Here is a 25,372-nt window from a genome sequence, read left to right as displayed (position 1 = left end):
ATCTCACGACACGGCCAGGCGGGCGAGCGCGTCTTCGGCGCCGCGCGCCAGTTCGAGGTCCTCCCGGGGCAGGACGATCAGGGCGGGCACGGGCGAGCCGGCCGCGCTGACGATCCGGTCGACGTCCGTGCTCGGGCCGTCGCCGGCGCGCACGCCGAGCACCCCCATCCCCGCGACGACCGACGTGATCACCTCCGGCTGGTGCTCGGCCACGCCCCCGGTGAACACGACGGCGTCCAGCCGGGACAGGCTGGTCGCGGCCGCGCCGATTTCCCGGAGCAGGCGGTGCCGGTAGACGTCGAGAGCCACCCGGGCGTCCGGCTCCCGGCGGGCGGCGGCGGCCAGCACCCGGCGCAGGTCGCCGTCGGTGCCGCTCATCCCGGCCAGCCCGGAGTGGTTGACCAGGGCATCGGTCATCTCGGCCGGGCTCATCGGCACCGTCTGCATCACGTGCAGCAGCAGACCCGGGTCGACCGAGCCGGACCGGGTGGCCATCATCGCGCCCTCCAGCGGCGTGAACCCCATGCTGGTGTCGACGCCGTGGCCGTCGCGGATCGCGGTCACCGACACCCCGGCACCGACGTGGGCGCAGATCAGCTGCAGGTCCTCCGGCGCCCGGCCGAGCAGTTCGGCGGTGCGGTGCAGCGCGTGCCGGCACGAGAGGCCGTGGAACCCGTAGCGGCGCAGGCGGTTCTCCGTGGTCCACGCCCGCGGCACCGGGTACCGCGCGGCGGACTCGGGCATCTCGGCGTGGAACGCGGTGTCGAAGCAGGCCACCACCGGGACGTCCGGCAGCAGGCGCCGGACCGTCCGCGTCACCTCGAGCGACAGCGGCTGGTGGTTCGGCGCCAGCGAAGTGAGTCTTTCGAGGCTTGCGAGCAGTTCGTCGTCGACCGCCGCGGGCGCTGTCTGAGCGCCGCCGTGGACGAAGCGGACGGCGATCGCGTCGACGTCGGACCAGCGGCGGATCGTCCGGGCGACGGCGCCGGGGTCGGGGAGGTCCCACGCGGCCGAGCCGGCCGCGATGCCGTCGGCGACCAGCGAAGCCTTCATGCTCGACGAGCCGGGGTTCAGGGTCAGCACACGCACGGCAGTCCTCCTCGGGATCAGTCTCCTCGGGCGGGCACCAGGACAGTCCGGCGTCGCCGGTCAAGGAGACCCCGGACCGGGGGCGCCGCGACGCGGCCGGACTACCCGGACTCCGGGGACCTTCGTCACCGAAGTGCGCCGCGATCAGCCGAGCGGCGCCGACCAGTCCAGCTTCACACCGCCCTCGGGCCCGGGTTCGTGCGAAAACCGCCCGCCTGCGGCCTCCGCCCGGTCGCGCAGGTTGCCGAGCCCGCTCGGCGAGACGTCGGCGGGGATGCCCTTGCCGTCGTCGACCACGACGACGCGCAGCACGTTGTCCTTCACCGCCACCGACACCGACAACGTCGAGGCCTCCGCGTGCCGGACCGCGTTGCTGACCGCCTCGCGCACCACCGCCTCGACGTGCTCGGCCAGCTGCGCGGGCACCGAGTCGAGCGTGCCGGACATGCTGACCGTCGGGTGCACCGGCGCGTCGTCGGTGAGCTCGGCGATCGCGTCGTGCAGCCGGTGCCGCAGCCGGGTCTCCCCCGCCGCGCCGCCGTGCAGGTCGAAGATCGCGGTCCGGATCTCCTGCACGATCTCGTGCATCTGCTGGATGCTGTCCCCGAGCCGCTTCTGCAGCTCCGGCGACTTCGTCCGCCGCTGCGTGCTCTGCATCGACAGGCCCACCGCGAACAACCGCTGGATGACGTGGTCGTGCAGGTCACGAGCGATCCGGTCACGGTCGCCCAGCACGTCCAGCTCGCGGGCGGCCCGCTGCTGCGCCGCCAGCTGCAGCGCCAGCGCGGCCTGGTCGGCGAAGGAGGCGACGACCGACAGCTGAGCGGCGCCGAACGACGGCGCCCCCGTCTCCCGGACCGTGATGAGCACACCGCTCGTGCGGTCGCCCGCCCGCAGCGGAACCACCAGCGCGGGCCCGAACCGGTGCTCCCCCAGCTCGAGCTCGGCGGCGCTGCGGGGCGTCCGGTCCCGGTAAACCGCGCCGGGCACGCTGCCGTCGAGGTGGATGCGCAGGCCCGACAGGTCGGCCGCGCGCGCCCCCGCGCAGACGGTGACGGTCAGCTCGTCGACGTCGTCGCCCCAGTCCTCGTCGGCGTCGAGCCGTCCCGAGTTCGGCAGCGCGAGCATGGTGCCGTCGGAACCGGTCAGCTCCAGCGCCCGGGTCGCGATGATGGTGAGCGCTTCCACTGGGTCCGTGCCGCCCAGCAGCTCGGTCGTCACCTCGCCGGTCGCGGCCAGCCACTGCTGCCGCACCTGCGCCTGTTCGTAGAGGTGGGCGTTCTCGATCGCGATGCCGGCCGCGGCGGCCAGCGCCTGCACGACGACCTCGTCGTCGTCGGTGAACGGCTCGCCGTTCTTCTTCTCGGTCAGGTACAGCCGGCCGAACACCTCGTCACGCACCCGGACCGGCACGCCGAGGAACGAGTGCATCGGCGGGTGGTCCGCCGGGAAGCCCACCGACACCGGATGCGCGGAGATCTCCTCCAGCCGCAACGGTTTCGCTTCGTCGATGACCACGCCGAGGACACCGTGGCCCTCCGGCAGGTCACCGATCAGGTGCCGGGTCTCGTCGTCGATGCCGAGGTAGATGAACTCGGACAGGGAGCCGTCTTCGGCGAGCACACCGAGGGCGCCGTACTCGGCCTCGCCGAGCTCGATCGCGGCCTGCACGATGCGGCGCAGCGTGGCGTCCAGCTCGAGTCCGGACGCGACGGCCAGTACCGCGTCGAGCAGGCCGTCCATCTTGTCGCGGGTGCCGATCAGCAGCTCGATGCGGTCCTGCAGGTCACGCAGGACCTCGCGCAGCCGCAGCCCGGACAGCGTTCCGGCCCGCCGCCGGGAGCCGTGCTCCGGCAGCCCGGACCCGCTCACCGGCACCGCGTCCCCACCATCGCCTTCGTCCATTCCGACCTCGCCTCTGGTGACTTTCTCCCCTTTCCGCCACCCCGCCACCCGAGAGACCGTCGCAGGAAGCGTTCGGAACCACAGTGTGCCGCGCAGCGGTGCCCGAGGGGAAACCCATGACCCGGCTCATCACCGCGATCGGCCTGCTGGACTCCGGTCAGGTGAGGTCCGTGCTCGGCGCGGCGGTGCTCGCGCCCTCGACGCGCAACACGCAGCCGTGGCGCTTCCGCTGCACGTCCGCGGGCCTCGAGCTGCACGCCGATCCGGACCGCGCCCTGCCGGTGGCCGACGCCGGCGGGCGCGAACTGCTGCTCTCCTGCGGCGCCGCGCTGTTCAACGTGCGCACCGCGATCCACGCTCTCGGCGCGCACCCGGCCACGACGCTGCTGCCCCGGCGTGACGACCCGGCGCTGCTCGCGGTGGTCCGGCCGTTCGCGGCCCGCAACCCGGACCGGCGGCTCGTCCGGCTGGCCGGCGCGATCCCGCGCCGGCACACGAACCGCACCCCGTTCGAGGCCGCCGTGATCCCGGACGCGGTCGTCGCCGAGCTGCGCCACGCCGCCGAGGCCGAGCAGGCCTGGCTGCCCCTGCTGGACGCGGACCAGCTGGACCGCCTGCGCGACCTGACGCACCGGAGCCATCACGCTCAGACGGCCGATCCGGCGTTTCTCGCCGAGTGGCAGCGCTGGACCGCTCGCTCCCCCGGCAGCCGCGACGGCGTCCCCGGCAACACCGGCCGCACGATGCCGATGGAGGACGAAGACTGGATCCTGGCCGGCTCCCCCGATCCGCTGGTCGTGGTCGTCGGCTCCTTCGACGACAAGAAGGCCGACCGGATCCGGGCCGGTCAGGCCATGCAACGAGTCCTGCTGACGGCCACCGCCGCCGGGTTCGACGCGTCGTTCGTCTCGCGGCCGGTCGAGGTTCCCGCGGTCCGGGCGGAGCTGCGCACCCTGCTGGGCGGCGGGCTGTGGCCGCAGATCGTGCTGCGCCTCGGCCGCGGCACGCCGTCGTGGACGCCGCGCCGGTCCCTGGACGACGTCCTGCTGGAGCCGGACCGGCTCCGCGCCTAACTCCCGTGCTGGCGCAGCTCGGTGGCGAGGACGGCGGCCTGGGTGCGGCGCTCCATCCCCAGCTTGGTCAGCAGGCGCGAGACGTAGTTCTTGACGGTCTTCTCGGCCAGGAACATCCGCTCGGAGATCTGCCGGTTGGTCAGGCCCTCGCCGATCAGCTCCAGCAGCTTCCGCTCCTGGTCGGACAGATCGGACAACGGGCCCTTCGTCTGGCTCTCGCGCAGCTTGGCCATCAGCGCGGCCGTCGCGTGCGCGTCGAGCAGGGACTTGCCCGCGCCCACGTCGTGCACGGCCGAGACCAGGTCCATGCCCTTGATGTCCTTGATGACGAACCCGCTGGCACCGGCCAGCACCGCATCGAGCATCGCCTGCTCGTCGGTGTAGGAGGTGAGCATCAGGCACTTGAGGTCCGGCAGCTTCGAGCGCAGCTCGCGAGCCAGCTCGATGCCGTTGCCGTCGGGCAGCCGGACATCGAGCACCGCGACGTCCGGATCGAGCGCCGGAATCCGGGCCAAAGCCTGCGAGACACTGCCGGCCTGGCCGATCACGGTCAGCTCCTCGTCCTCCTCGATCAGGTCGGCGACGCCGCGGCGGACGACCTCGTGGTCGTCGACGAGAAAGACGCGCAGCATCTCCGACCTCCCGAACCGGAACGGACCGGTTGTCCGCCCAGCTCAGCCTACGACCGGAGGGCGCCGGCCGGCGGTGGCGAAAGACCCTTTGCCGGCGCCGAAGGTCCACACCCCTCAGCCCTCCCAGCTCCAGTTCCGGATCTCCGGCAGGTCCTCACCGTGTACCCGGATCCAGCGGCCGTGCCGGCCCTGGGCCTCGGTCATCCGCTGCCGCAGCACGCCCGCCGTGGCGACCAGGCCCGGCACGCGGTCGATCACGTCGGTCACCAGCTGGAAGCGATCCATGTGGTTGAGCACCAGCATGTCGAACGGCGTGGTCGTGGTGCCGTGCTCGGTGTAGCCGCGCACGTGCATCCCCGCGTGGTTCGTGCGGCGGTAGGCCAGGCGGTGGATCAGCCACGGGTACCCGTGGTAGGCGAAGATCACCGGCCGGTCCGGGGTGAACAGCGCGTCGAACTCCCGGTCACCGAGCCCGTGCGGGTGCTCGGCTTCCGGCTGCAGGCGCATCAGGTCGACGACGTTCACCACGCGCACCGCCAGGTCCGGCAGCTCCGCACGCAGGATCTGCGCGGCCGCGAGCACCTCCAGCGTCGGGGCGTCGCCCGCGCAGCCGAGGACGACGTCCGGTTCGCGGTCGGTGTGCGTGCTCGCCCACTCCCAGATGCTCACGCCGCGGGCGCAGTGCAGCGCGGCCTGCTCGTCGTCGAGCCAGTTCGGGCTGTCGTTCTTGCCCGCCACGACGACGTTCACGTAGTCCCGGCTGCGCAGGCAGTGCGCCGCGACCTCGAGCAGTGTGTTGGTGTCGGGCGGGAAGTAGATCCGCACGACCTCGGAGCTCTTGTTGGCGACGTGGTCGACGAACCCCGGATCCTGGTGGGAGAAACCGTTGTGGTCCTGCCGCCACACGTGCGAGGTCAGCAGGTAGTTCAGCGACGCGACCGGGCGCCGCCACGGGATCTCCCGGTGCACCCGCAGCCACTTGATGTGCTGGTTCACCATCGAGTCGACGATGTGCACGAAGGCCTCGTAGCAGTTGAACAGCCCGTGCCGGCCCGAAAGCAGGTAACCCTCGAGCCAGCCCTGGCACAGGTGCTCCGACAGCACCTCCAGCACCCGGCCGTCGTGGGACAGGTGCTCGTCGACCGGCTCCACGGCGGCCTGCCACTGCTTGCCGGTGACGTCGTAGACGGCGTCGAGCCGGTTGGACGCCGTCTCGTCGGGGCCGAAGAGCCGGAAGTTCGCCCGGTCGGCGTTGAGGGAAAAGACGTCCCGCAGGAACCGGCCCAGCACCCGCGTCGGCTCGGCCTGCGTCGTCCCCGGGGCGGGCACCTCGACGGCGTGGGCCGCGACGTCCGGCAGCGTCAGCGGCCGCAGGAGCACGCCGCCGTTGGCGTGCGGGCTGGCGCCCATCCGGTGCTCCCCCGCCGGGATCATCGCCGTGACCTCGGCGACCGGGCGGCCGTGGGAGTCGAACAGCTCCTCCGGCCGGTAGGAGCGCATCCACTCCTCCAGCTGGCGCAGGTGCTCCGGGTTCTGCCGGACCGCCGGCAGCGGCACCTGGTGCGCCCGCCACGTGCCCTCGACCGGCAGACCGTCCACAACGGACGGTCCGGTCCAGCCCTTGGGGCTGCGCAGCACGATCATCGGCCACGCCGGACGGCCGGTACTCCGGCGGATCACCGCCAGGTCGGCGACGACCCTGTCGAGCGCGGCGGCCATCGCCTGGTGCATCGTCGCGGGGTCGCTGCCTTCGACGTAGACCGGCTCGTAGCCGTAGCCGCGCAGCAGCGCGTCGAGCTCGGCCGGGGCGATGCGTGACAGCACGGTCGGGTTGGCGATCTTGTAGCCGTTGAGGTGCAGGATCGGCAGCACCGCGCCGTCGCGGACCGGGTCGAGGAACTTGTTGGCGTGCCAGGACGTCGCCAGCGGACCCGTCTCGGCTTCGCCGTCGCCGATGACGCAGGCGACGAGGAGACCCGGGTTGTCGAAGGCCGCGCCGAAGGCGTGCGCGAGCGAGTAGCCCAGTTCCCCGCCTTCGTGGATGGAGCCGGGCACCTGCGGAGCGACGTGGCTGGGTACGCCGCCGGGGAACGAGAACTGCTTGAACAGCTCGCGCATGCCCTCGGCATCGCGGGTGACCTCGGGCCAGGCTTCGGTGTAGCTGCCTTCGAGCCAGGTGTTGGCCAGCAGCGCCGGGCCGCCGTGGCCCGGGCCGGTGACGAACATGGCGGTCAGGTCGTGGGTCCGGATGGCCCGGTTGAGGTGGGCGTAGACGAAGTTGAGGCCGGGTGAGGTCCCCCAGTGCCCGAGCAGCCGCGGCTTGACGTGCTCGGGGCGCAGCGGCTCGTGCAGCAGCGGGTTGGCCATCAGGTGGATCTGGCCGACCGCGAGGTAGTTCGCGGCCCGCCACAGCGCGTCGACCTGGGCCAGTTCGGTGCCGCCGAGCACCGCCGGCCGGGCGTCGAGGGTGGTCATGCCGTCCGCTCCGGGCGGACGACGAGCACCGGGCACCGGGCGTGCTGGACCAGCGCCTGGCTGGTCGAGCCGAGGAGCATGCCGGTGAAGCCGCCGCGGCCGTGGCTGCCGACGACGACCAGCTGCGCGGTCTCGCTCGCCTCGAGCAGCACGTGGCGGGGCCGGTCGCGCACCAGCAGTGGCTGGATCCCGACGTCGGGGTACTTCTCCCGCCAGCCCGCGAGCCGCTCGGCCAGCAGCCGCCGCTCCCCCTCTTCGAGGGTCTCGGGCTGGGTGCGGATCCGGGCCGTCCCGTGCGTGTCCTCGTAGGTGACGTCGTTCCACGCGTGGGCCGCGACCAGCGGGACACCGCGCAGGGAGGCCTCTTCGAACGCGACGCCGAGGGCGGGCTCGCTGTTCGCGCTGCCGTCGATGCCGACCACGACCGGGCCCGAGTCCGGGACCATCGCGGTGTCCTCGCGGCCGCGGATGAGGGCGACCGGGCAGTGCGCGTGGCTCGCGACCGTGGCCGCGGTCGCGCCGACCAGCATGCCGGCGAACCCGCCGGCACCGCTGCGGCCGACGACCAGCATCCGCGCGTGCCGGGACTCGTCGATCAGCATCGGCACGGGCGGGTCGTCCGGCAGTTCCGTGGTGACGACCAGGTCCTTGTCGATCGACGCGACGAGACCGCGGGCCTCGGCGATGATCCGCTGCCCGTCGGCCTGGATCGCGTCGGACAACGCCCCGGCATCGGCGCCGGCCATGCCCCCGCCGTAGTAGAGGCCGGCGAGCTGCAGCCCATGCACGATCCGCAGCCGCAGGTGACGCAGGGACGCGGTCCTGGCGGCCCAGACGAGCGCGGCCGTGGAGCCGGCGGAGCCGTCCACGCCCACGGTGATCCTCGGGTCGATGGCGTTCATCGGGTCTGCCCTTCACCCGCATAAGCGGTGTCAGCGGTGACGACACCGGGCACGGCCAGGGCCAGCAGCCGGGCGACGTGCCGGTCGGAGTCGTCGTCGAACTGGTCGGCGATGTGGACGTTGCCGTCGTGGACGTCGATCGCCCAGCGGCCGCTGCCGCCGTAGATCTCCAGCCGGTGCTTGACGTCCCGCGCGATGGCGGAGTCCTCCCGCGCGAGCACGCGGACGATGTCACCGCGGGTCACGATGCCGACGACGGCGGACCCGTCCACGATCGGCATCGCCCGGATGCGGGCGTCGATCAACGCCTGGCAGAGGTCGGCCACGTCCGTGCCGGTGCTCATGGCGGTGGCGGGACTGGTCATCAGGTCCCCCACCGTCTTGCCCATGGCGACGGCTTCGTCGTGCTCGCGGGTGAACCGGGCGTCGACCGGGATCCGCCCGCGGATCAGGTCGGGCTCGGTGACGATGCCGATCAGGCACTCGTCGTCGTCGACCACGGGGAGGGCGGTGAAGCCGTGCGTGGCCAGCAGCCCGGCCGCCTCCTTGGCGGAGGTCCACGGCTGCACGGTGATCACCGGCGAGGTCATCAGGTCGCGTGCTCGCATCGGGTGTGCCTGCCTTTCGTGTCACCTCCCAACCTAGGAAGGCGGCACCCCGGGCACAGCTGGCGTCGGTCACCGGTCGCGAGGACTTACGTCCCTCGGCCCACCCGGATCCACAAAGGACGAACCGGAGAGCGCCGGCCCCGGGGCCGGCCGGATCTCGTCAGCAGGCCGGGACGGCTCCGGCGTGGAAGGCACGTTCCCGATCCCCAGGAGCAACCCGCCGACGCTCGGCGACCCGACCACCGCCGTCCTCACGCCCGCGACGCCGGAATCCGTCCCTGGCGCCCCGCCTCGTTGTCTCGTCGCGGTTCTCACGCGCCTCTGTCCGGACGGCAACCCGTTGTTCCGTCGGCAACGCGGTCGACGCGAGCCTTCGCACGCTCGTCGCCGCGGGGATGTCACCGCGCAGGTCGCAGACTCGGCACACCGCCGCGGCGACCCGCTGACCCGCGGAGTCGATCACCGTCAGCCGTGTCAGGCTTCGTGTCAGCGCGGTGACCGTTCGGTGTCAGCCCGACCGGCGACTGTGGTTCTCGTCCCCACCACCGGGGGCCACGAAACCAGGAGAACACGATGCAGACCTTCGCCACCACCGCCCCGATCACCGCCACCTTCGACTTCCCCGCCGGCCGCGTGCACCTCCTCGCCGCGGACCGCGCCGACACCACCGTCGAGGTCCGCCCGGCCGACCCGGGCAGGAACCGCGACGTCAAGGCCGCCGAGCAGACCGCCGTCTCCTACGCCGACGGCGTCCTGCGGATCCACACCCCGCAGGGCAAGAACCAGCACTTCGGCCCGTCCGGCTCCATCGAGGTCACCGTCGCGCTGCCCACCGGCTCCCGCGTCGAGGCCACCACCGCCGCCGCGGAGCTCGACAGCAGCGGCCGCCTCGGCGACGTCAGCTTCACCGGCGCCTACCGCCACATCAAGCTCGCCCACGCCGCCGGTGTCCAGCTGACCGCCACCGACGGCGACGTCCACGTCGGCCGCCTCGACGGCTCCGCCGACATCAGCACCGCCCGCGGCGACATCCACATCGGCGAAGCCACCAGCGGCACGGTCACCCTGACGACCCAGTCCGGCAGCATCACCATCGGTGCGGCCCCCGGCGTCTCCGCGTCCCTCGACGCCGGCACCACCTACGGCCGCATCGACAACACCCTCAAGAACAACGGCACACCCGAGCTCACCATCCGGGCCACCACCTCCCAGGGCGACATCGTCGCCCGCGGCCTCTGAAGGCCGGCGGTGCCGTCGCCGGCGCGACCGGCCGGGCCTCAGGGGCCCGGCCGGTCGAGCCGAACGGTCTACAGTGGACGGTCAGTGGTGGACCTGCCACTGGTCGTTGGCGTGCACCACCGTGCGGGACAGGTTCGGGCACAGGAAGTTCGCGGTCGAGGAGTTCGAGATCACCGAGGTGTTGCCGGTGCTCGCGGCCTGCCAGGAACCGTTCAGCTTGATCTTGTAGCTGCTGCTCTCGATGTTTCGGGTGCCCAGCGCGGTGCAGTAGGCCGCGGTGGTGTTGCCGCTGGCATAGATCTCGAAGATGTTCCAGCTGCGGTTGTCCCGGGACTGGTCGGTGCCGGACTGTGTGTAGAGCGTGTCCCACCGGTTGGCGTGGTAGTTGAACAGAGACGACGTCCAGGTGTTCTTGCTCGCGTCGGTCTGCTCCACCTTGCCGTGGTAGGAGTCGTGGCCGTTGACCGAAGTCACGTAGTTGGCGCGGAAGGTGGCATCGATGTTGACCGACTTGGCCACGTGCACGCCGACGCACCAGTCCCAGGCCCAGACCTGCTTGGCCCCGCCGGAGTAGGCGGTCACCAGCTCCACACAGGACCCTGGGGCCTTCATCGTCGGGGCGTAGAGGGTGTCGCTGGTGACACTGAGATCGTTGTAGGCCGACTGGACGGCGTCCTGCCCGGTGACCGCGCTGCCACCGGTGTAGACGCCCCAGTCGTCGTGGATGCTGGTGGCCTCGGTGCGGCGGCCGGCCTGCCCGGTGCGGATCTCCCGGAACCGGTCGGCCGCGGCGACCTGGGTGGTGCCGTCGACGGCGCCGACCACGGCGGTGCCCTCCGCCGCCGTCGGGGCAGGCGCCGCGATCGCGGTGGCCGGCACGCTGAGGAATACCGCGGTGGAGAGTGCGATGAGGGTTTTTCGCATCAGAACTCCTTGTCTGAAACGGCATCGCTCAGGCGCCGGGTCCGGAGCGGGGATCAGGAGACGACCGGCTTCAGGCCATGTTCATGCGGAATCTCGTTGACCGGCCGGGAATCAGGCGTCCCCGCCGGGTTCGGCGCACTGCGCCGCCCACGAACGCAAGCTTCGGCGCATGCGGTAGCTCCTCCGGGGACAGGGAGATATTCACCCACCAGTGTGAGAACGGGTCACCCCCGTGGTCTAGACTTTCTCCCCAACCTGTCTGATTCCTGTCTCTGCCAAGGAACCCGGCGAATGCGGGACGACTTCGCCACCACTCCCCCGTTTGCCGCAGCCCGGAATCGGCGAAAAGGCCGAGCCCTCCGCACCCACGCTTGATCCGGAACTCCGTGCCGCGGCACCGACGCCCAGGCGATGGCCGAAGGTGAGTCCCCCGTCGTCGCGCCCGGCTTCTGCGAGCGCCGGGTCGAGGCGGAGCTGATCGGGATGGCGCGCCGACCTGGCCGGGCGCCCGGAACCGTTGCTCCGCCTGAAATCGTGCGACCGCAGGCACCCTCAGCCTCAGGCCGTGCCGGACTCCCGGTACGCGCCGGGTCGAGGCGGAGCCGATCGAGATGGCGCGCGCCGACCTGGCCGGGCGTTCGAAACCCCGTTGCGCCGCCTGAAATCGTGCGACCGCGGGCACCCTCGGCCTCAGGCCGTGCCGGACTCCCGGTACGCGCCGGGCCGGCCGCCCGGTCGACGCAGCGGGTCCTGGACACCGCCGCCCGGCCCGGATCGCGGTACCGCGCAGCGACCCGGCCCCGGCCGCCTCGGCAATCGGCCCTCAAGATACCGCCGTTCGGCGGTGGCGAGGAGTCCGACTTGTCTGCTTCGATCCTCCAGGAACCGTTTTACAACGTTGTAAAAACGAAGGGGATCTCGCCGATGAGAAGAGCCGCTTCCGTCCTCCTCGCCCTGCTGGTGGCGCTGGGCGTGGCGTCGGGAACGCCGCCCGCAGGTGCCGCCGAGCCCGTGCACGGCCTGAAGGCCGAGTACTTCACGCCGTCGGCGCCGGACGCGCACGACTTCGCGAACCTGGCCGGCACCGCGCTCGACTCGGAGGTCGACCATCCGGACCTGACCTCGGTCTTCGGGCTGGTCACCGGGCGCACGGAGCACACGACCGCCCGGTGGACCGGGCGGATCGCCGTGCCGCAGACCGCCGCTTACACGTTCTACGCCATCGGCGACAACGGGTTCCGGCTGTTCATCGACGGCGCACCGGTGATCGACCACTGGGTCGGCGACTGGGACACCGAACAGACCAGTGCGCCGGTGACGCTGACCGCCGGCAAGCAGTACGACTTCAAGCTGGAGATGTTCCAGGACACCGGCGGCGCCAACATGTTCCTGCGCTGGTCGAGCGCGGCCATCGCGAAGCAGATCGTGCCGCTCTCGGCGTTCACGCCGCCGGACGGCTACAGCGGCGTGCCGCGCTCGGCGGAGATCTCCGCGGACGGCCGCACGCTCACGGCCGGCTTCGACGGCCGCGTCTCGGGTACCAGCGACCTGGCCGACCACCTGCGGATCGAGGTCGACGCGACGCCGATGCCGGTCGCGTCCATCACCACGAACCGCGACCGGGTCACGATCCGGCTGGCCGAGCGGGTCCTGAAGGGCCAGCGGGTCACCCTCTACTACGACGGCGCGGGCGCGCTCGCGGTGAACGGCACGAAGGTCGGCAAGACCGGGCGCACGGTCGCGAACGCCTCGACGGAACGGCTCAGGACGACGTGGGGCGAGAACGCCGACACGCGCCACCCGCTGCCGGAGTACCCGCGGCCGCAGCTCGAGCGCGACAAGTGGGTCAACCTCAACGGCCCGTGGGAGTTCTCCGCCGCCAAGGAGGGCCAGCAGCCCACGTTCGGCAAGAGGCTGCCCGAGAAGGTGGTCGTGCCCTACCCGATCGAGTCGCAGCTCTCCGGACTCGAGCGGCACGAGGACCACATGTTCTACCGCCGCACCGTCACCGTCCCGCGCGACTGGAAGATCGGCGGCGGGCAGCGACTCAAGCTCAACTTCGGCGCGGTCGACTACCAGGCCAAGGTCTGGGTGAACGGCAAGGCCGTCGCCGAGCACACCGGCGGTTACACGGCGTTCAGCGCCGACATCACCGACGCGCTCAAGCGCGGTGACGAGCAGGAGATCGTCGTCGCCGTCACCGACACGACCGGCCCGTACCAGCCCAAGGGCAAGCAGTCCCCCAACCCCGGCGGCATCTTCTACACCCCGTCGTCGGGCATCTGGCAGACGGTGTGGCTGGAACCGGTGGCGGACAAGGGCATCGACGAGATCAAGACGACTCCCGACCTGACCACCAGCTCGCTGGCGCTGAACGTCAAGTCCGCCGGCAACGCCACCGTCACCGCGGTCGCCAAGGACGCGCGCGGCCGGCAGGTCGGCACGGTCAGCGGACCGGCGAACGTGAACCTGAAGCTGGCCGTGCCGAACCCGCACCTGTGGACGCCGGACGACCCTTACCTGTACCAGCTGGAGATCAAGCTGGGCGGCGACAAGGTCAAGAGCTACTTCGGCATGCGGTCCACCGGCATCACGAACGTCAACGGCACGCCCAAACTGACGCTCAACGGCAAGCCGTTCTTCTCCCTGATGCAGCTGGACCAGGGCTTCTACCCGGACGGCCTGAACACCGCGCCGAGCGACGACGCCCTCGTCTTCGACCTGAAGGCGCAGAAGGACCTCGGCTTCAACGCCGTCCGCAAGCACATCAAGGTCGAGCCGGCCCGCTGGTACTACCACGCGGACCAGCTGGGACTGCTGGTGTGGCAGGACTTCGTGTCCCTCGACGACGGCACCAACGCCGCGGCGCAGCAGGCGTGGCTCAGCCAGGGCCTGGAAGAAATGCACCAGCTGCAGAACTACCCGTCCGTCTACGCCTGGATCGTGTTCAACGAGGGCTGGGGCGAGTGGGACAAGGACGCCACCGGCCGGATCGCCGACCAGGTCAAGGCCGCCGACCCGAGCCGGATCGTCAACGCCCACAGCGGGGTGAACTGCTGCGCTTCCAAGGGTGACTCGGGCCGCGGTGACGTCATCGACCACCACGACTACAACAACACCGACCCGGCCGCCTCGGACGGCAGGCGCGTCGCGATGGACGGCGAGCACGGCGGCTTCACGCTGCGCACGCCGGGCCACCAGTGGCCGGGTGCGCCGATCGCGATCTACAGCGGTGTGGCGGACAAGGCGGCGCTGACGGCGAAGTACGTCGACAACACCCGCACGTTCTACCTCGGGCAGGCCAGGGCCGAGCTGTCGGCCTCGGTCTACACGCAGGTCACCGACCTGGAAGGCGAGCTCAACGGGCTCTGGACCTACGACCGCAAGCGCCTCAAGGTCGACCCCGGTCCCGTCCGCGAGATCAACCGGCGCGTGATCGAGGCCGGTGCCAACGCGGGCAAGCCCTACCCCTACGCGGGTCAGGGCGCGTGGAACCTCGACGAGCGCAGGGGAACGACCGCGAAGGACTCGAGCGGCGGCAACAACCCGCTGACGCTCACCCCGTCCGGGGTGACGTTCAAGGACGGCGCGCTGCAGTTCACCGGCGGCTCCGCCGACACCTACGGCCCGGTCGTCGACACGACCGGTGACTACACCGTGTCCGCGAAGGTGCGGCTCGACGAGCTGCCCGGCAATTTCGCGACCGCGGTGAGCCAGGACGGCCGGGAGCGGGAGAGCCCCTTCTACCTGCAGTACGGGCAGGGCGCGTTCGCGTTCAGCACACCCGGCGGCAACCGGGCCCGGTACGAGGTCGTGCCGGAGATCGGCCGCTGGTACGAGCTCACGGGGGTGCGGGCCGGCAACGAGATCCGGCTCTACGTCGACGGGGTGAAGGTCGCGACGGCCCCGGCCGGACCGGCAGTGGCCGGCACCGGCGCGTTCACGGTCGGGCGGGCCAAGTACGACGGCGGCAACACCGACTTCTGGCGCGGCGCGGTCGACGACGTCGCCGTGGCCGGCAAGGCGCTGACGGACGCGGAGGTGGCCCAACTCCCCTGACGCCCTCCCCGCACGCCGGCGGCGCGGGTGCCGTTTCGCGGTACCCGCGCCGCTTCGGGTCGGCACCTGTCGCGGCTAGGCCGGGTGGGTGACGCGGCTCAACCGGCGGGCGGGGTGGGGCGTGGAGTCGGCGTTGACCGATTCCGAGGGGGAATTCGCATGTTCCGACGTGCTGCCGCGCTCACGTTCGCGGCACTCGCACTGGGCACCGCCGTCACCGCGCCTTCCGCGGCCGCAGCCGCGGCCTGTACCTGGACGGCGCACAAGATCGTCGCGCCCGACGGCTACCTGGACACCGACGTCAACATCAGGGGGACCGACAGCCACGGCAACTACTCCGGCGACGTCGACGACCGGAGCGTCGACATGGGCAAGGTCGTGCTCTGGACCGGCGGCAAGCCCCGCATCCCGGAGGCGCTCGCCCCGTTCGTCTACCCGCACGTCGCCGACGAGAACGCCGCGGGAACGGTGCTGCTGGACGGCGGCCTTCCGTCGGCCACCCGGGGCGTCTACCTGTTCAGCGGCGGCCACCTCGGTCCCGGCACGCTGACCCGCCTGCCCGACCCGCCCGGATACCGGCTCGAATCGGCCGTCGCGCTCAACGACCGCGGCGATGTGCTCGCTTCCGCCACGTCGCTCGCGGACGGCCACCGGGTGAGCGTCCTCTGGGCGGTCCTGGCCGCGGGGCCGCGGATCATCGACGTCCCGGACCGGTCCGGCATGGACCTCGACGACGACGGCACGGTGCTGCTGGGCGCGCCGGACAACAAGCTCGGCGGACTCTGGCGGGCCGGCGTGGTCACCCCGCTGACCGGCGAAGACCGTCCCGTGCTGATCCGGCAGATCCGGAACGGTGTCGTGGTCGGCACGGCGATCGACTCGTGGCCCGCATCGCGCGCCTTGGCCTGGCACGGCCCGGCCGACCCGCGGCCCCTCGAGCAGGGCGGGACGGCGGAAGCGACCAACAAGCACGGACTGATCGCGGGCAGCCTGACCAACCTGATCGGACCGTCCGCGGTCTGGCAGGACACCAAGCTGCTCGGCCTGCTCCCGTTCCCGGACGGCGGGGACGCGGACGTCTACGTCGTCGGCGACGACGGCGTGATCTTCGGCAACACCGGCGGCGATCACGCCGCGCTGCGCTGGACCTGCGACTGACGAGGAGCTTTCCATGAGAATTTTGCGCCGGACCCTGGTCGCCGTGCTGAGCGTGGCGGCCGTCTTCACGGCCGCGCCGCCCGCCGGGGCGGCCACCAACCCCTACACCCCGGCCGAAGTCTGCGGTGCCGGTTACCGCGTCATCTCGTCGTTGCCGGCCAAGACCGACGGCGGCAGCAAGTGGGGCGGGGTCTACCTGCTCTACAAGGCCGGCGGCGACAACTGCGTCGTCACCATCAAGTGGTCGTTCATCGGGGTCGCCACCGACACCTTCGCCGGGCTGTACCTCGATTCCGAGGACTCGAGCCGGAACTTCTACGACCGCGGCAACTTCAAGTACTACGCCGTCGTCCGCGGGCACGCGCCGCAGTGCATCAGCTACGCGGGCTGGGTCGGCGACAAGACCGGGGATGCCGGCACGAGCGCGGTCGCCGTCAGCGGCTGGGGCTGGTGCGACTGAGGCGTCCGGACATGGTCACCACGGCGCCCGCCGGACGGTGCGTCCGGCGGGCGCCGCGGTGACGACTTCCTCGGATGGTGACCCGGCTCTAGAAGCCGGCCGCCTGAGCCGCGTTGAGCACCGGGACCCAGGTGTTCGACGCGGCACGCGCGTAGAACGAGTTGGTGGACCGGTCACTGCCGGAGGTGACCGCGAGCAGCTGGTTGCTGCCGTTGATCACCGGGCCGCCGCTCCACCCGCCGAAGGCGACGCAGTTGTTGGTGAACAGGTAGGTGTCACCGTTGAAGCCGCCGGCGTCCCGGCCGTTGCCGATGCAGCGCAGCTGGTTCTGGCCGCCGTACAGCTCCTGCGGGTACCCGTGGGTGTCCCAGCCGTTGATCACGCCGGAGTTGTTCGACACCCAGCCGAGACCGCCGACCACGTTGGTGATCTTCGACGTGCCCTGGGCGGCGATCGCCACGGTCGCGACGTCGTCTTCGTGGGTGAAGCCGTCGTTGCCGTGGTTGAAGTACGTCGTCGGGATCCAGAACGTCGCCGCGGACCACGTGCCCAGTGGGCGGCTGTTGTTGTCGTACGACGGGATGAAGATGAAGTTCTGGCTCCACACCGACTGCCCGGCCCCACCCTGGAACACGCAGTGCGCCGCGGTGGCGACCACGCTCTTGCCGGTGGAGTTGATCACCGAGCCGGAGCAGACGTAGGTCAGGCCGTCCCGGGGGTTGAGGAAGAAGACCTTCCCGGTCACCCGCGTGTTGAAGTCGGACGTGTACGGCCGCGCCGCCTGCGCGTTGCCGAACTGGTCCCCGCCGGGCGTCAGTACCGGCGAAGCGTTGGCAGGTCTCGCCGCGGCCTTCGGGGCGTCCTGGATGACCGGTCTGGCACCGCGCAGCCGCTCCGGGGTCCAGAACTTCTCCGCCTGCGCCTGGGTGAACTGGCCGAGCTGCGGAGACTGCACGGCACCGTCCGGCGAACCCGCGGACGCGAGCGGCGCGGAGACCAGCGCGACGCCGGCCGTCAGTACCGCCGATGCCAGCAGGGTCTTCAGCCGCAAAGCACGAATCCTCATGTGTACTCCTCGAATTCATTTATCGAAACGACGAACCAGCGTAACGGCACCGGCTGAAACCGTGCACAATAGACGTCCGATCTCCCCAAGATCAGTATTCGACACCCCTCGGCCGCAACGGAACACCGGCGCCGCGACACAGTGTTCCGATTCCCCGAAGTGGTGTCAATAGAAGGCTTCCCCGGACCTTCGCCGTCCTTTCGACCCGCCAACGCGCAGCTCGGCGCCTGCGGCCGACGATTCCGCGACCACGAGCGAGTTCGACCATCCGTTTCCGGCACCACGACGACCGGATACCTCATATCGTTTAAAGATTCACCGAATCAACAGAGCGCGATTCGCGAATGTCCGGTCCCGGCCGTGCCCGATCGTGCAATATTTCGCGCCGCCCGTCTTCACCATTGGCCATCCACACGGGCCGGTGGCGCTCAGGCGGGTTTGCGGACGAGGCCGGTGTAGGCGGCGACGGCCAGGGTGGCCAGGCCCCAGAGGAGGGCTTGGAGTACCCAGAGGAGGACGGTGAAGGTCTGGCCCCAGCCCGTGGCGGTGTCGAGGTCGCAGCGGGCGCGCAGGCCGGTCGCGCCGAGCGGGAGACCGCGGTCGATGCCGAGGCCGACGAGTTCGACCGGGGAACACGGCGTGCCGGGGGCGTCGGGTTTCGCGGTGGCGGACGGGACGCGTTCGGCAGCGTGGTGACCGGGGTGGGTGGCGACGTGCCCGGCGACCGTACTGAGTCCGGCAGCGAGCACGAGAACGGCGGCGAGGACGAGAACGAGGCGGTGGGCGCGGTAGCCGTAGCTGCCGAGCCGGCCCCACAGCGCGTGCCGCCCGCGCGCGAGCCGGTTGCCCAGAGCTTCGGGGGTGCGGCGACGGAGGTCGTGCTGCTGGGTGATCAGCACTTCACGGGCGTTGTTGTCGTGGCCGGCGAAGCGCTCGGTCGTGGCGAGCTGCTGGAAGGGCTGAGGCCAGTAGCCGGGAGTGTGGTGGACCAGCAGATGCAGCCACTGACGCCACGAGATCTCGCGCAGGACGGGATAGGTCAGTCCGTGGGCCGTGATGGTGCGGCCGCTGTCCGGACAGCCGTGGCGGCTCATCCCCGGCCGGCCGGCCGGGCACACCACCGCCGCCGGGAGCAGCAACGCCCCGGTGATCTGCGCCTCGTGCAGCACCAGGAGCGGACCCGAACCGTTGTCCAGCCCGGACAACGACAGCCGGGCCTGGCCGCCGATGCGGGCACCGAGCAGCCGGATCGCCCCGAGCTCGCCGGCGCCGGTGACGATGGCGTCCTCCATGATGAGGCTGCCGTCGGTGCGGAGGTCGTCGGCGTCCAGCGTGGGGCCGGTGGTGTTGGTGATGGTGGCTCGCCCGAGGCCGAGCTGGCCGCCTATCTGGGCGCCGAGGAGCCGGATCGCACCGAGATCGCCGGCGCCGGTGACGGTGATGTCCCGGGCGAACAGGCCGCCGTCGGTGCGGAGGACGTCGGCGTGCAGCGCCGGGCCGGTGTCGTTGGTGATGGTGACGCGATCGGCGCTGAGCTGGCCGCCGAGGTGGGCACCGAGCAGCCGGATCGCACCGAGATCGCCGGCGCCGGTGACCGTGGCGTCGTCCATGTTCAGATCGCTGACGGTGCGGAGGTCATCGGCGTCCAGCGCGGGGCCGCCGGTGTTCGTGATGACGGCTCCCGAGAGGCCGAGCTGGCCGCCTATCCGGCCGCCGCCCAGCCGGATCGCGCCGAACTCTCCCGTGCCGGTCACCGTGGCGTCCCGCATCAACAGGTGGCCGTCGGTGCGGAGGTCGTCGGCGTGCAAGCAGGTGAGCAGACTGCCGCCCAGGTGCAGGTCACGAAGGCGCGCGCTTCGGCAGACGATGCCGTCCGGCAGCGCACACCGGTACAGGCCCAGACCGGTGACGGCGGCGACGTGATCGAGGTCGAGCTCACCGACGACCCGCACGCCCGCCAACCGGACCCCGCGAGGGTCGAGGTCACCGTGCAGGCCGCGGAGCAGTTCGCGGAGCAGTTCGGCTCGCACCCGCAGTCCGGGGTCGCCGGTGACCGCCAGCTCCGCCACCGTCATCGTGGTGCCGGGTTCCACGACCTCCCCGCGCCGGGCGGCGTCGATCACCTGGCGCTCGAGCTCGGTCAGGTCGGTCGGCACGGGTGCAGGCTGCGTCTCGTCCACACCGCCATTGTCGATCAGACGCCGGAGAACGTGACATCCGACAGGCGAAGACCGCGGAGGCTCGAATCAGGCGGCGGGCTCGGGAATGGCGTTGTCGATGAGGACGGCGGCGATGGCGGCGGCGGTGGGGAAAGAGCCGCGGTCGAGGACCCGGGTGCGGGCCGAGGCGCCGTCGATGAGCAGCGCCAGTTGTTCGCCGAGTTGCGCGGGGTCGGTGGCACCGGCTTCGCGGGCGGTTTCCGTGAGCCGCGCGGCGATGGCGGTCTTGTACTCGCGTGCGTACTGCGACGCGGGGTGCTGGGGGTCGTGGAGTTCGACGGCCGCCGCGATGTAGGGGCACAAGGGCGTGGACTCGGGCATCTCGAACGCGGCGAGGAGCCGCTCGCGGGGCGTGAGATCCGTGCGGTCGAACACTTCGGGCATGACGTCGGGATCGAACCGGCGCAGGTATTCGGTGACGAGCTCGTCCTTGCCGGCGAAGTGCTGGTAGGCCGTGCGCTTGGACACCTGGGCCACGGCGCAGAGCTCGTCCATGCCGGTGCGGTTGATGCCCTGGTCGCGGAACAGCTGCTGTGACGCGCCGAGGATGCGCTCGCGGGCACCCCGGCCGCGGCGCCGGCCCAGGGGGCCCTTCTCCAGCTCCGTCATGCCTCTACCGTACACCGTTCGGTACTGAACGGTGTACATAGCTTGCGCTCCGAGCGGCCTCCGGCTACGTTACATACACAGATTGGTGTACATAACGCAAGGGAGTGATCATGGGAAAGCTCGAAGGCAAGGTCGCGGTGATCACCGGCGCATCCACCGGCATGGCACTGGCCGGCGCCAAACTGTTCGTCGAGGAAGGAGCGCACGTCTTCATCCAGGCCCGGCGGCAGGAAGCACTGGACGACGCGGTCGAACTCATCGGCCGCGACGTCACCGCCGTCCAGGGTGACGCGGCCGACCTGGACGACCTGGATCGCTTGTACGACACCGTAAAGCGGGAAAAGGGCTCGATCGACGTGCTGTGGGCCAGCGCCGGGACGGGCGAACCCGCCGTCCTCGGCGAGATCACCGAGGAGCAGTTCCACCGCGCCTTCTGGCTCAACGCGCGCGGCACCCTGTTCACCGTGCAGAAAGCGCTTCCACTGCTCAACGACCACGGCTCGATCCTCATGACCGGGTCCAACGCCTCCCTCGGCGCCTTCCCCGGCTGGAGCCTCTACGCGGGAAGCAAAGCCGTCCAGCAGGCCTGGGCCCGCGTCTGGCTCAACGAACTGCGCGACCGCAAGATCCGGGTCAACGTCCTGACCCCGGGCCAGGTCGCCACCGCGAAACAGGAAGAACTGTTCGACGAGGCGACCATGGACGCGTTCGAGTCCCTCATCCCCCGCGGAAAGATGGGCCACCCCGAAGAAATCGCCACCGTCGCCCTGTTCCTCGCCTCCGGCGACTCCAGCTACGTCAACGGCCTGGAACTCGTCACCGACGGCGGCGCCACCGCCATCTGAACCCCCACACCAGGAAGAGAGCACATCTCATGAGCAGCATCACCCTCATCGGCACCGGGAACATGGCCCGCACCATCGGCACGCTCGCGGTGGCGGGCGGCAACACCGTCGAGGTCATGGGCCGCGACCAGGCCAAGGCCGACGACCTGGCCGAGACCCTGGGCAGCGGCGCGACGACGGGCAAGTGGGGCGCCGTCCCGGCCGGCGACATCGTCATCACGGCCCTGCTCCACGACGGTGTCGTCCCGGTCGTCACCGAGTACGGGGACGCCCTCGCCGGCAAGGTCATCGTCGACATCAGCAACCCCTTCAACGCCACCTTCGACGGACTCGCCCACCGCGGGGAAACCTCGACCGCGCAGGAGGCCGCCGAGGTGGCCCCGGCGAGCGCGCACGTCGTGAAGGCGTTCAACACCATCCTCCGCAACGTCCTCGAGAACGGCCGTCCCACCGTCTTCATCGCCGGTGACAACGCGAAGTCCAAAGCGGACGTGGCGGAGTTCGTCACGAGCCTCGGGCTGCGCCCGCTGGACGTCGGCGGCCTGAAGATGGCGCACTGGCTGGAAGGAATGGGCCTGGTCACGGTGAGCCTCGCCGGCAACGGGATCGGTCACGGCGACTTCGCCCTCGGCGTCGACGAATTCACCGGCTGAACTCGGACGCGTCGACACCGGCCCCGGCACGTCCGTGATCGCGCGTGCCGGCCGGCGAGAACGCCATCCGCGCGGCTCGGATCATGCGCGATACCGTGGTGCCGTGAGTTCGCCACCGCTGGTTTGGTACGCCAGTTACGGATCCAACATGTACGCCGCGCGGTTGCGGTGTTACCTCGAAGGAGGAACGCCGCCGGGCGCCCAGCGCGATTACGCCGGATGTCGCGACCGCAGTCCGGCGCGTCGCGTCGTGGCGAGCGAGTTCCCCGGCGGTGTCTACTTCGCGACGGAGTCGCCGGTCTGGCACGGTGGCCGGGCGTTCTTCGACCCGGCGCTGCCGGGGCGGGCGGCAATGCGGTCGTACCTCGTGAGCGCCGGGCAGTTCTCCGACATCGCGGAGCAGGAAATGTACCGCGAGCCGGGCCCGGACCTGGATTTGGGCACCGTGCTGAGGACCGGCCGCGACGAGCTCGGGCCGGGTCGTTACGAGACCCTGCTGCACCTCGGCGATCTCGACGGTTACCCCGTCCTGACGTTCACGGCACCCTGGTCGGCGTCGGAAATCGAGAAGAACCCGCCGTCCGCCGCGTACCTGGCCATGCTCGTGGGAGGGCTGCGCGAAGCACACGGATGGTCCCTGCCCGAGATCGCCGAGTACCTGGCGCCGCTGCCCGGGGTGCCGGGGCACTGGTCAGCGCCGGAGATCGCCGATCTCGCCCCGCGCGCTACCCCGTAGCAGCCGTCGGCGCGCGCGAAGACGGTGGTCAAAAAGGGCAAGCTTCGCGCGTGGTGGTTGACGTTTTCGGTTGCCGCACACCAGGCTCCGGGCCGACAACGGCCCACAGCCGGACTTTCCGGCTGATTCAGGAGGAACACCCGTGACGATCGCCCCGACGGTGCACGCCCGGCGACCCCAGGCGAGATGGCTCGTGCTGCCGGCCGTGGTCATGGGCTTGACCGCGTGCGGCTCGGCCGGTGTCAGCGGGTCGGCGGTGCCGGTGACGAGCCCGTCCGCTTCGCCCGCCACCGCTCCCCCGCAGACGTCCCAGGCCCAGCCCGCGTCCGGTGCCGAGACCCTTCAGACCGCTCTCGAGCACTGGGTGACCCAGATCCTGCAAGAGCAGTACACCGAGGCGTGCCTGTCCAGCGCTCCCGTGCTGCCCGCCGGCCAGGACGCCGAAACGCTGTGCAAGAACCCCGAAGCGCTCGCCAGCGCCAAGTCGCTGCACGAGGCGTGGGCGAAGCCGGGCGTCAAGCTGCCCCCTCAGGGAAAGGTCGAGGTGACCAAGGTGGCCGCGAAGGGCAACGAGGTGACCGTGCCGGACACGGCCGTCAAGCTCGACGGCCGCACGCTGCGCAGCCTCGAACTGATCGGCGCGACCGGGGACACGGACTCGTTCAGCCTCACGTTCAAGATGGAGAAGCACGAAGGAGCCTGGTACGTCCAGGGTTTCGACCTCAAGCTCTGAGGCCGGCTATCCCTTGCGGCCGGCTCGAGGTGCCGCACGGAGCAGCTCCGCCGCGCGCAGCCGGTGCGCACGGAGACATTCCCGGTTGACCTGCCAGATCTCGACCATGCGGGCGAGGGTCACCAAGTCCGAGTCGAGCACCAGCTCGCCGTTCTCGTAGGCCTGCTGCCGCCGAGCCTGGTAGCGGATCAACGGGTCAGGATCGGCCAGCGCCTCCTCCAGCGTCACCGGCGGACGCGTCGTCACGGCGGAACTCTGCGCCTTGGTCCGGGCGGGCGGGGCAGCGGCAGCGGCGAAGGTCGTCACGCACCGCATTTTCACCTCCGCGCCCGGACACGATCGAGAAGCCCCCGGCAGTGCGTTCGGGTGTCAGCCGTGCGACGCACCTGCCACCGGTTCGCCACCGAGGAAGGCCGCCAGGATCCCGGTGAACCGTGCCGGCTGCTCCTCGGCCACGTAGTGCCCGCACTCGTCGAGGACCACCCCGGTGACGTCGTCGGCCGCCGCCCGCATCGTCTCGGCGACCAGTGCGCCGCAGTACTGCGCGCCGCCGACGGCGAGCACCGGCATCGTCAGCCGGGTCTTCTTGCGCTGCTCGTTCTGCGCGATCGTCTCGTCCAGCGCCCGGTAGTACTCGAAGCTCGCCCGCAACCCGCGAGGATCCGCGACGATCGCGTCGACGTAGACGTCGACGGCGTAGGCGGGGATCGCGGCCGGGGTGGCGCCCTTGGTGGCGAACTGCGAGCCGAAGAAGAGCGGCTCCCGCCCCCGGACCAGTTCCTCGTTGAGGCCGTCGAGCCGGTTGAAGCCGAAGTGCCAGAGCCGCTGGTTGACCGCGGCCGTGCTGAAGACCGACGGGGTCGGCGTGAGACCGGGGATGATCGCGTCGACGACGGCGAGCCGGCCCACCCGCTCGGGGTGATCGGCGGCGAGGGCGTATCCGGTCCACATGCCGATGTCGTGGCCGGCCACGTCGAACCGGTCGCGCCCGAGCGCGGCCATCAGCGCGACCAGATCGGCGGCCAGCGTGCCGGTGTCGTAACCGTCGTCGGGCTTGCCGGAGAGCCCGGCCCCGCGCGAGTCGACGGCGACGACGGTGTGCTCACGGGCGAGCGCGGGCATCACCTCCCGCCAGGCGTACCAGGTCTGGGGCCAGCCGCCGACCAGCAGCAGCGGCGGGCCGTCCCCGCCGGTGACCGCGTGCAGCCGCAGCCCGTCCAGCTCCACGAACCGGCTGGTGAAGACGTCGGTGAACCCTTCGGGCAGCCGCAGCGAAGTCAAGCTGGTCGTGTCGTCGGCCGCGCTCATCTTGGAACGATCGGTGCAACTTGTCATGCGGGCCACCATACGCATGTTGAACCGATCGGTGCAAGATGTGTACGCTGACGACCATGGCAGGCCGCAAGCAGTTCGACGTGGACGAGGCGTTGCGACGCGCGATGCACGTCTTCTGGCGCTGGGGCTACTCGGAGGCCTCGATCGACCGGCTGACCGAGGGCACGGGCCTGGGCCGGAGCTCGCTCTACAGCACCTTCGGCGACAAGAGCACCCTCTTCCGGGAAACCCTCCAGCGGTACGCGCAGACCTACCACCCGCGCTACATCAAGGCACTGGCCGGCCCCCACCCGGGCCCGGGCGCCGTTGTGGCCGCCTACCTGCAGGTCACCCTGAACCGCATCGCCGACCCGGCGGTCCCGGACGGCTGCCTGCTCACGATGTCGGCAGCGCAGTTCCCGGCCCTCGACGCGGAGGGCCAGGAGCTGGTCCGCGCCATGATCGACGGTTTGCGGGCGATGCTGGAGCAGGCGCTGCTGGCGGCGGGCGCCGATGAGCAGGAGGCGGCGGAGCTGGCGTTGTGCACGCTGGCGGCGAACCAGTCCCTGGCGGTGCTGAGCCGCGCCGGCTTCTCGAACGAAGACCTGGCAACGGTGGCCGCGGGCGCCGCTCGTATCCCCGGGAGCACTCATCCCCTACCTTGACGCCCCGG

The 25,372-nt window shown here is 71.0% G+C and carries 22 protein-coding genes; 10 read left to right on the top strand and 12 right to left on the bottom strand.

The window, feature by feature from the left end; all coding sequences use genetic code 11:
• Positions 1–3: 3 nt before the first annotated feature.
• Together ACIOD2_RS47845 and ACIOD2_RS47840 are read right to left on the bottom strand one after the other, a co-directional pair.
• On the bottom strand, positions 4–1,089 hold the full coding sequence (locus tag ACIOD2_RS47845; RefSeq protein WP_400552545.1) for an acetate/propionate family kinase: 1,086 nt from the start codon (positions 1,087–1,089) through the stop codon (positions 4–6).
• Positions 1,090–1,233: 144 nt separating this feature from the next.
• Positions 1,234–2,994 (bottom strand): GAF domain-containing protein, encoded by a 1,761-nt coding sequence (locus ACIOD2_RS47840; protein WP_400552544.1) that lies wholly within the window; start codon positions 2,992–2,994, stop codon positions 1,234–1,236.
• Between the two features lie 116 nt (positions 2,995–3,110).
• Between ACIOD2_RS47840 and ACIOD2_RS47835 the strand changes: the two genes are divergently transcribed.
• Positions 3,111–4,067 (top strand): Acg family FMN-binding oxidoreductase, encoded by a 957-nt coding sequence (locus ACIOD2_RS47835; protein WP_400552543.1) that lies wholly within the window; start codon positions 3,111–3,113, stop codon positions 4,065–4,067.
• On the opposite strand, the gene ACIOD2_RS47830 is transcribed toward ACIOD2_RS47835, so the two are convergent.
• The 4 genes from ACIOD2_RS47830 to ACIOD2_RS47815 all read right to left on the bottom strand — a co-directional run bounded on the left by ACIOD2_RS47830 (position 4,064) and on the right by ACIOD2_RS47815 (position 8,684).
• A complete protein-coding gene (locus ACIOD2_RS47830) occupies positions 4,064–4,699 on the bottom strand; it encodes a response regulator (protein ID WP_400552541.1) in 636 nt (211 codons plus the stop codon). The two genes, ACIOD2_RS47835 and ACIOD2_RS47830, sit on opposite strands and share 4 nt — an antisense overlap.
• A gap of 114 nt (positions 4,700–4,813) precedes the next feature.
• Complete coding sequence (locus tag ACIOD2_RS47825; RefSeq protein ID WP_400552539.1) at positions 4,814–7,174, bottom strand: phosphoketolase; 2,361 nt, start codon at positions 7,172–7,174, stop codon at positions 4,814–4,816.
• Positions 7,171–8,076 (bottom strand): universal stress protein, encoded by a 906-nt coding sequence (locus ACIOD2_RS47820; protein ID WP_400552538.1) that lies wholly within the window; start codon positions 8,074–8,076, stop codon positions 7,171–7,173. The genes ACIOD2_RS47825 and ACIOD2_RS47820 overlap by 4 nt, the downstream gene beginning before the upstream one ends.
• Entirely contained in the window at positions 8,073–8,684 is a 612-nt protein-coding gene (locus ACIOD2_RS47815; protein WP_400552537.1) for an HPP family protein, read from the bottom strand. Before ACIOD2_RS47815 ends, ACIOD2_RS47820 begins: the two co-directional genes overlap by 4 nt.
• A gap of 573 nt (positions 8,685–9,257) precedes the next feature.
• Here ACIOD2_RS47815 and ACIOD2_RS47810 point away from each other — a divergent pair.
• Positions 9,258–9,923 carry a DUF4097 family beta strand repeat-containing protein gene (locus ACIOD2_RS47810; protein WP_400552535.1) on the top strand — a complete coding sequence of 222 codons (666 nt, stop codon included), beginning with the start codon at positions 9,258–9,260 and terminating at the stop codon, positions 9,921–9,923.
• A gap of 81 nt (positions 9,924–10,004) precedes the next feature.
• On the opposite strand, the gene ACIOD2_RS47805 is transcribed toward ACIOD2_RS47810, so the two are convergent.
• Complete coding sequence (locus ACIOD2_RS47805) at positions 10,005–10,847, bottom strand: carbohydrate-binding protein (protein WP_400552533.1); 843 nt, start codon at positions 10,845–10,847, stop codon at positions 10,005–10,007.
• 924 nt (positions 10,848–11,771) lie between these two features.
• Here ACIOD2_RS47805 and ACIOD2_RS47800 point away from each other — a divergent pair.
• From ACIOD2_RS47800 to ACIOD2_RS47790, 3 genes are all read left to right on the top strand, one after another.
• Positions 11,772–14,906, top strand: coding sequence for a LamG-like jellyroll fold domain-containing protein (locus ACIOD2_RS47800; RefSeq protein WP_400552531.1), 3,135 nt, complete (start codon positions 11,772–11,774; stop codon positions 14,904–14,906).
• Positions 14,907–15,065: 159 nt separating this feature from the next.
• Entirely contained in the window at positions 15,066–16,064 is a 999-nt protein-coding gene (locus ACIOD2_RS47795; protein WP_400552529.1) for a hypothetical protein, read from the top strand.
• A gap of 13 nt (positions 16,065–16,077) precedes the next feature.
• Positions 16,078–16,524, top strand: a complete 447-nt coding sequence (locus tag ACIOD2_RS47790) for a hypothetical protein (RefSeq protein WP_400552527.1) — start codon at positions 16,078–16,080, stop codon at positions 16,522–16,524.
• An 88-nt stretch (positions 16,525–16,612) separates the two neighbouring features.
• On the opposite strand, the gene ACIOD2_RS47785 is transcribed toward ACIOD2_RS47790, so the two are convergent.
• The 3 genes from ACIOD2_RS47785 to ACIOD2_RS47775 all read right to left on the bottom strand — a co-directional run bounded on the left by ACIOD2_RS47785 (position 16,613) and on the right by ACIOD2_RS47775 (position 20,418).
• Complete coding sequence (locus tag ACIOD2_RS47785; protein WP_400552525.1) at positions 16,613–17,590, bottom strand: trypsin-like serine peptidase; 978 nt, start codon at positions 17,588–17,590, stop codon at positions 16,613–16,615.
• Positions 17,591–18,018: 428 nt separating this feature from the next.
• On the bottom strand, positions 18,019–19,770 hold the full coding sequence (locus ACIOD2_RS47780; RefSeq protein WP_400552523.1) for a hypothetical protein: 1,752 nt from the start codon (positions 19,768–19,770) through the stop codon (positions 18,019–18,021).
• 66 nt (positions 19,771–19,836) lie between these two features.
• Positions 19,837–20,418, bottom strand: a complete 582-nt coding sequence (locus ACIOD2_RS47775; RefSeq protein WP_400552522.1) for a TetR/AcrR family transcriptional regulator — start codon at positions 20,416–20,418, stop codon at positions 19,837–19,839.
• Between the two features lie 110 nt (positions 20,419–20,528).
• Here ACIOD2_RS47775 and ACIOD2_RS47770 point away from each other — a divergent pair, with 110 nt between their 5' ends.
• The 4 genes from ACIOD2_RS47770 to ACIOD2_RS47755 all read left to right on the top strand — a co-directional run bounded on the left by ACIOD2_RS47770 (position 20,529) and on the right by ACIOD2_RS47755 (position 23,385).
• A complete protein-coding gene (locus ACIOD2_RS47770) occupies positions 20,529–21,263 on the top strand; it encodes an SDR family NAD(P)-dependent oxidoreductase (protein WP_400552519.1) in 735 nt (244 codons plus the stop codon).
• 29 nt (positions 21,264–21,292) lie between these two features.
• On the top strand, positions 21,293–21,916 hold the full coding sequence (locus ACIOD2_RS47765) for an NADPH-dependent F420 reductase (protein WP_400552518.1): 624 nt from the start codon (positions 21,293–21,295) through the stop codon (positions 21,914–21,916).
• A gap of 103 nt (positions 21,917–22,019) precedes the next feature.
• Complete coding sequence (locus ACIOD2_RS47760) at positions 22,020–22,652, top strand: histone deacetylase (RefSeq protein ID WP_400552516.1); 633 nt, start codon at positions 22,020–22,022, stop codon at positions 22,650–22,652.
• Positions 22,653–22,794: 142 nt separating this feature from the next.
• Positions 22,795–23,385, top strand: coding sequence for a hypothetical protein (locus tag ACIOD2_RS47755; protein WP_400552514.1), 591 nt, complete (start codon positions 22,795–22,797; stop codon positions 23,383–23,385).
• 6 nt (positions 23,386–23,391) lie between these two features.
• Here ACIOD2_RS47755 and ACIOD2_RS47750 read toward each other — a convergent pair whose 3' ends face one another.
• Positions 23,392–23,691, bottom strand: a complete 300-nt coding sequence (locus ACIOD2_RS47750) for a hypothetical protein (protein ID WP_400552512.1) — start codon at positions 23,689–23,691, stop codon at positions 23,392–23,394.
• 63 nt (positions 23,692–23,754) lie between these two features.
• Positions 23,755–24,693 carry an alpha/beta fold hydrolase gene (locus ACIOD2_RS47745; RefSeq protein ID WP_400552511.1) on the bottom strand — a complete coding sequence of 313 codons (939 nt, stop codon included), beginning with the start codon at positions 24,691–24,693 and terminating at the stop codon, positions 23,755–23,757.
• A gap of 83 nt (positions 24,694–24,776) precedes the next feature.
• Here ACIOD2_RS47745 and ACIOD2_RS47740 point away from each other — a divergent pair, with 83 nt between their 5' ends.
• The gene (locus tag ACIOD2_RS47740) at positions 24,777–25,364 is read left to right on the top strand and encodes a TetR/AcrR family transcriptional regulator (protein ID WP_400552509.1); all 588 of its coding nucleotides are present in this window, start codon (positions 24,777–24,779) and stop codon (positions 25,362–25,364) included.
• The last annotated feature ends 8 nt before the right edge of the window (positions 25,365–25,372 follow it).

Source organism: Amycolatopsis sp. NPDC088138, assembly GCF_044741685.1.
GTDB lineage: Bacteria > Actinomycetota > Actinomycetes > Mycobacteriales > Pseudonocardiaceae > Amycolatopsis.
The sequence above is the reverse complement of the archived record's forward strand: the minus strand, read 5'-3'. Positions and strand labels throughout refer to the sequence as shown.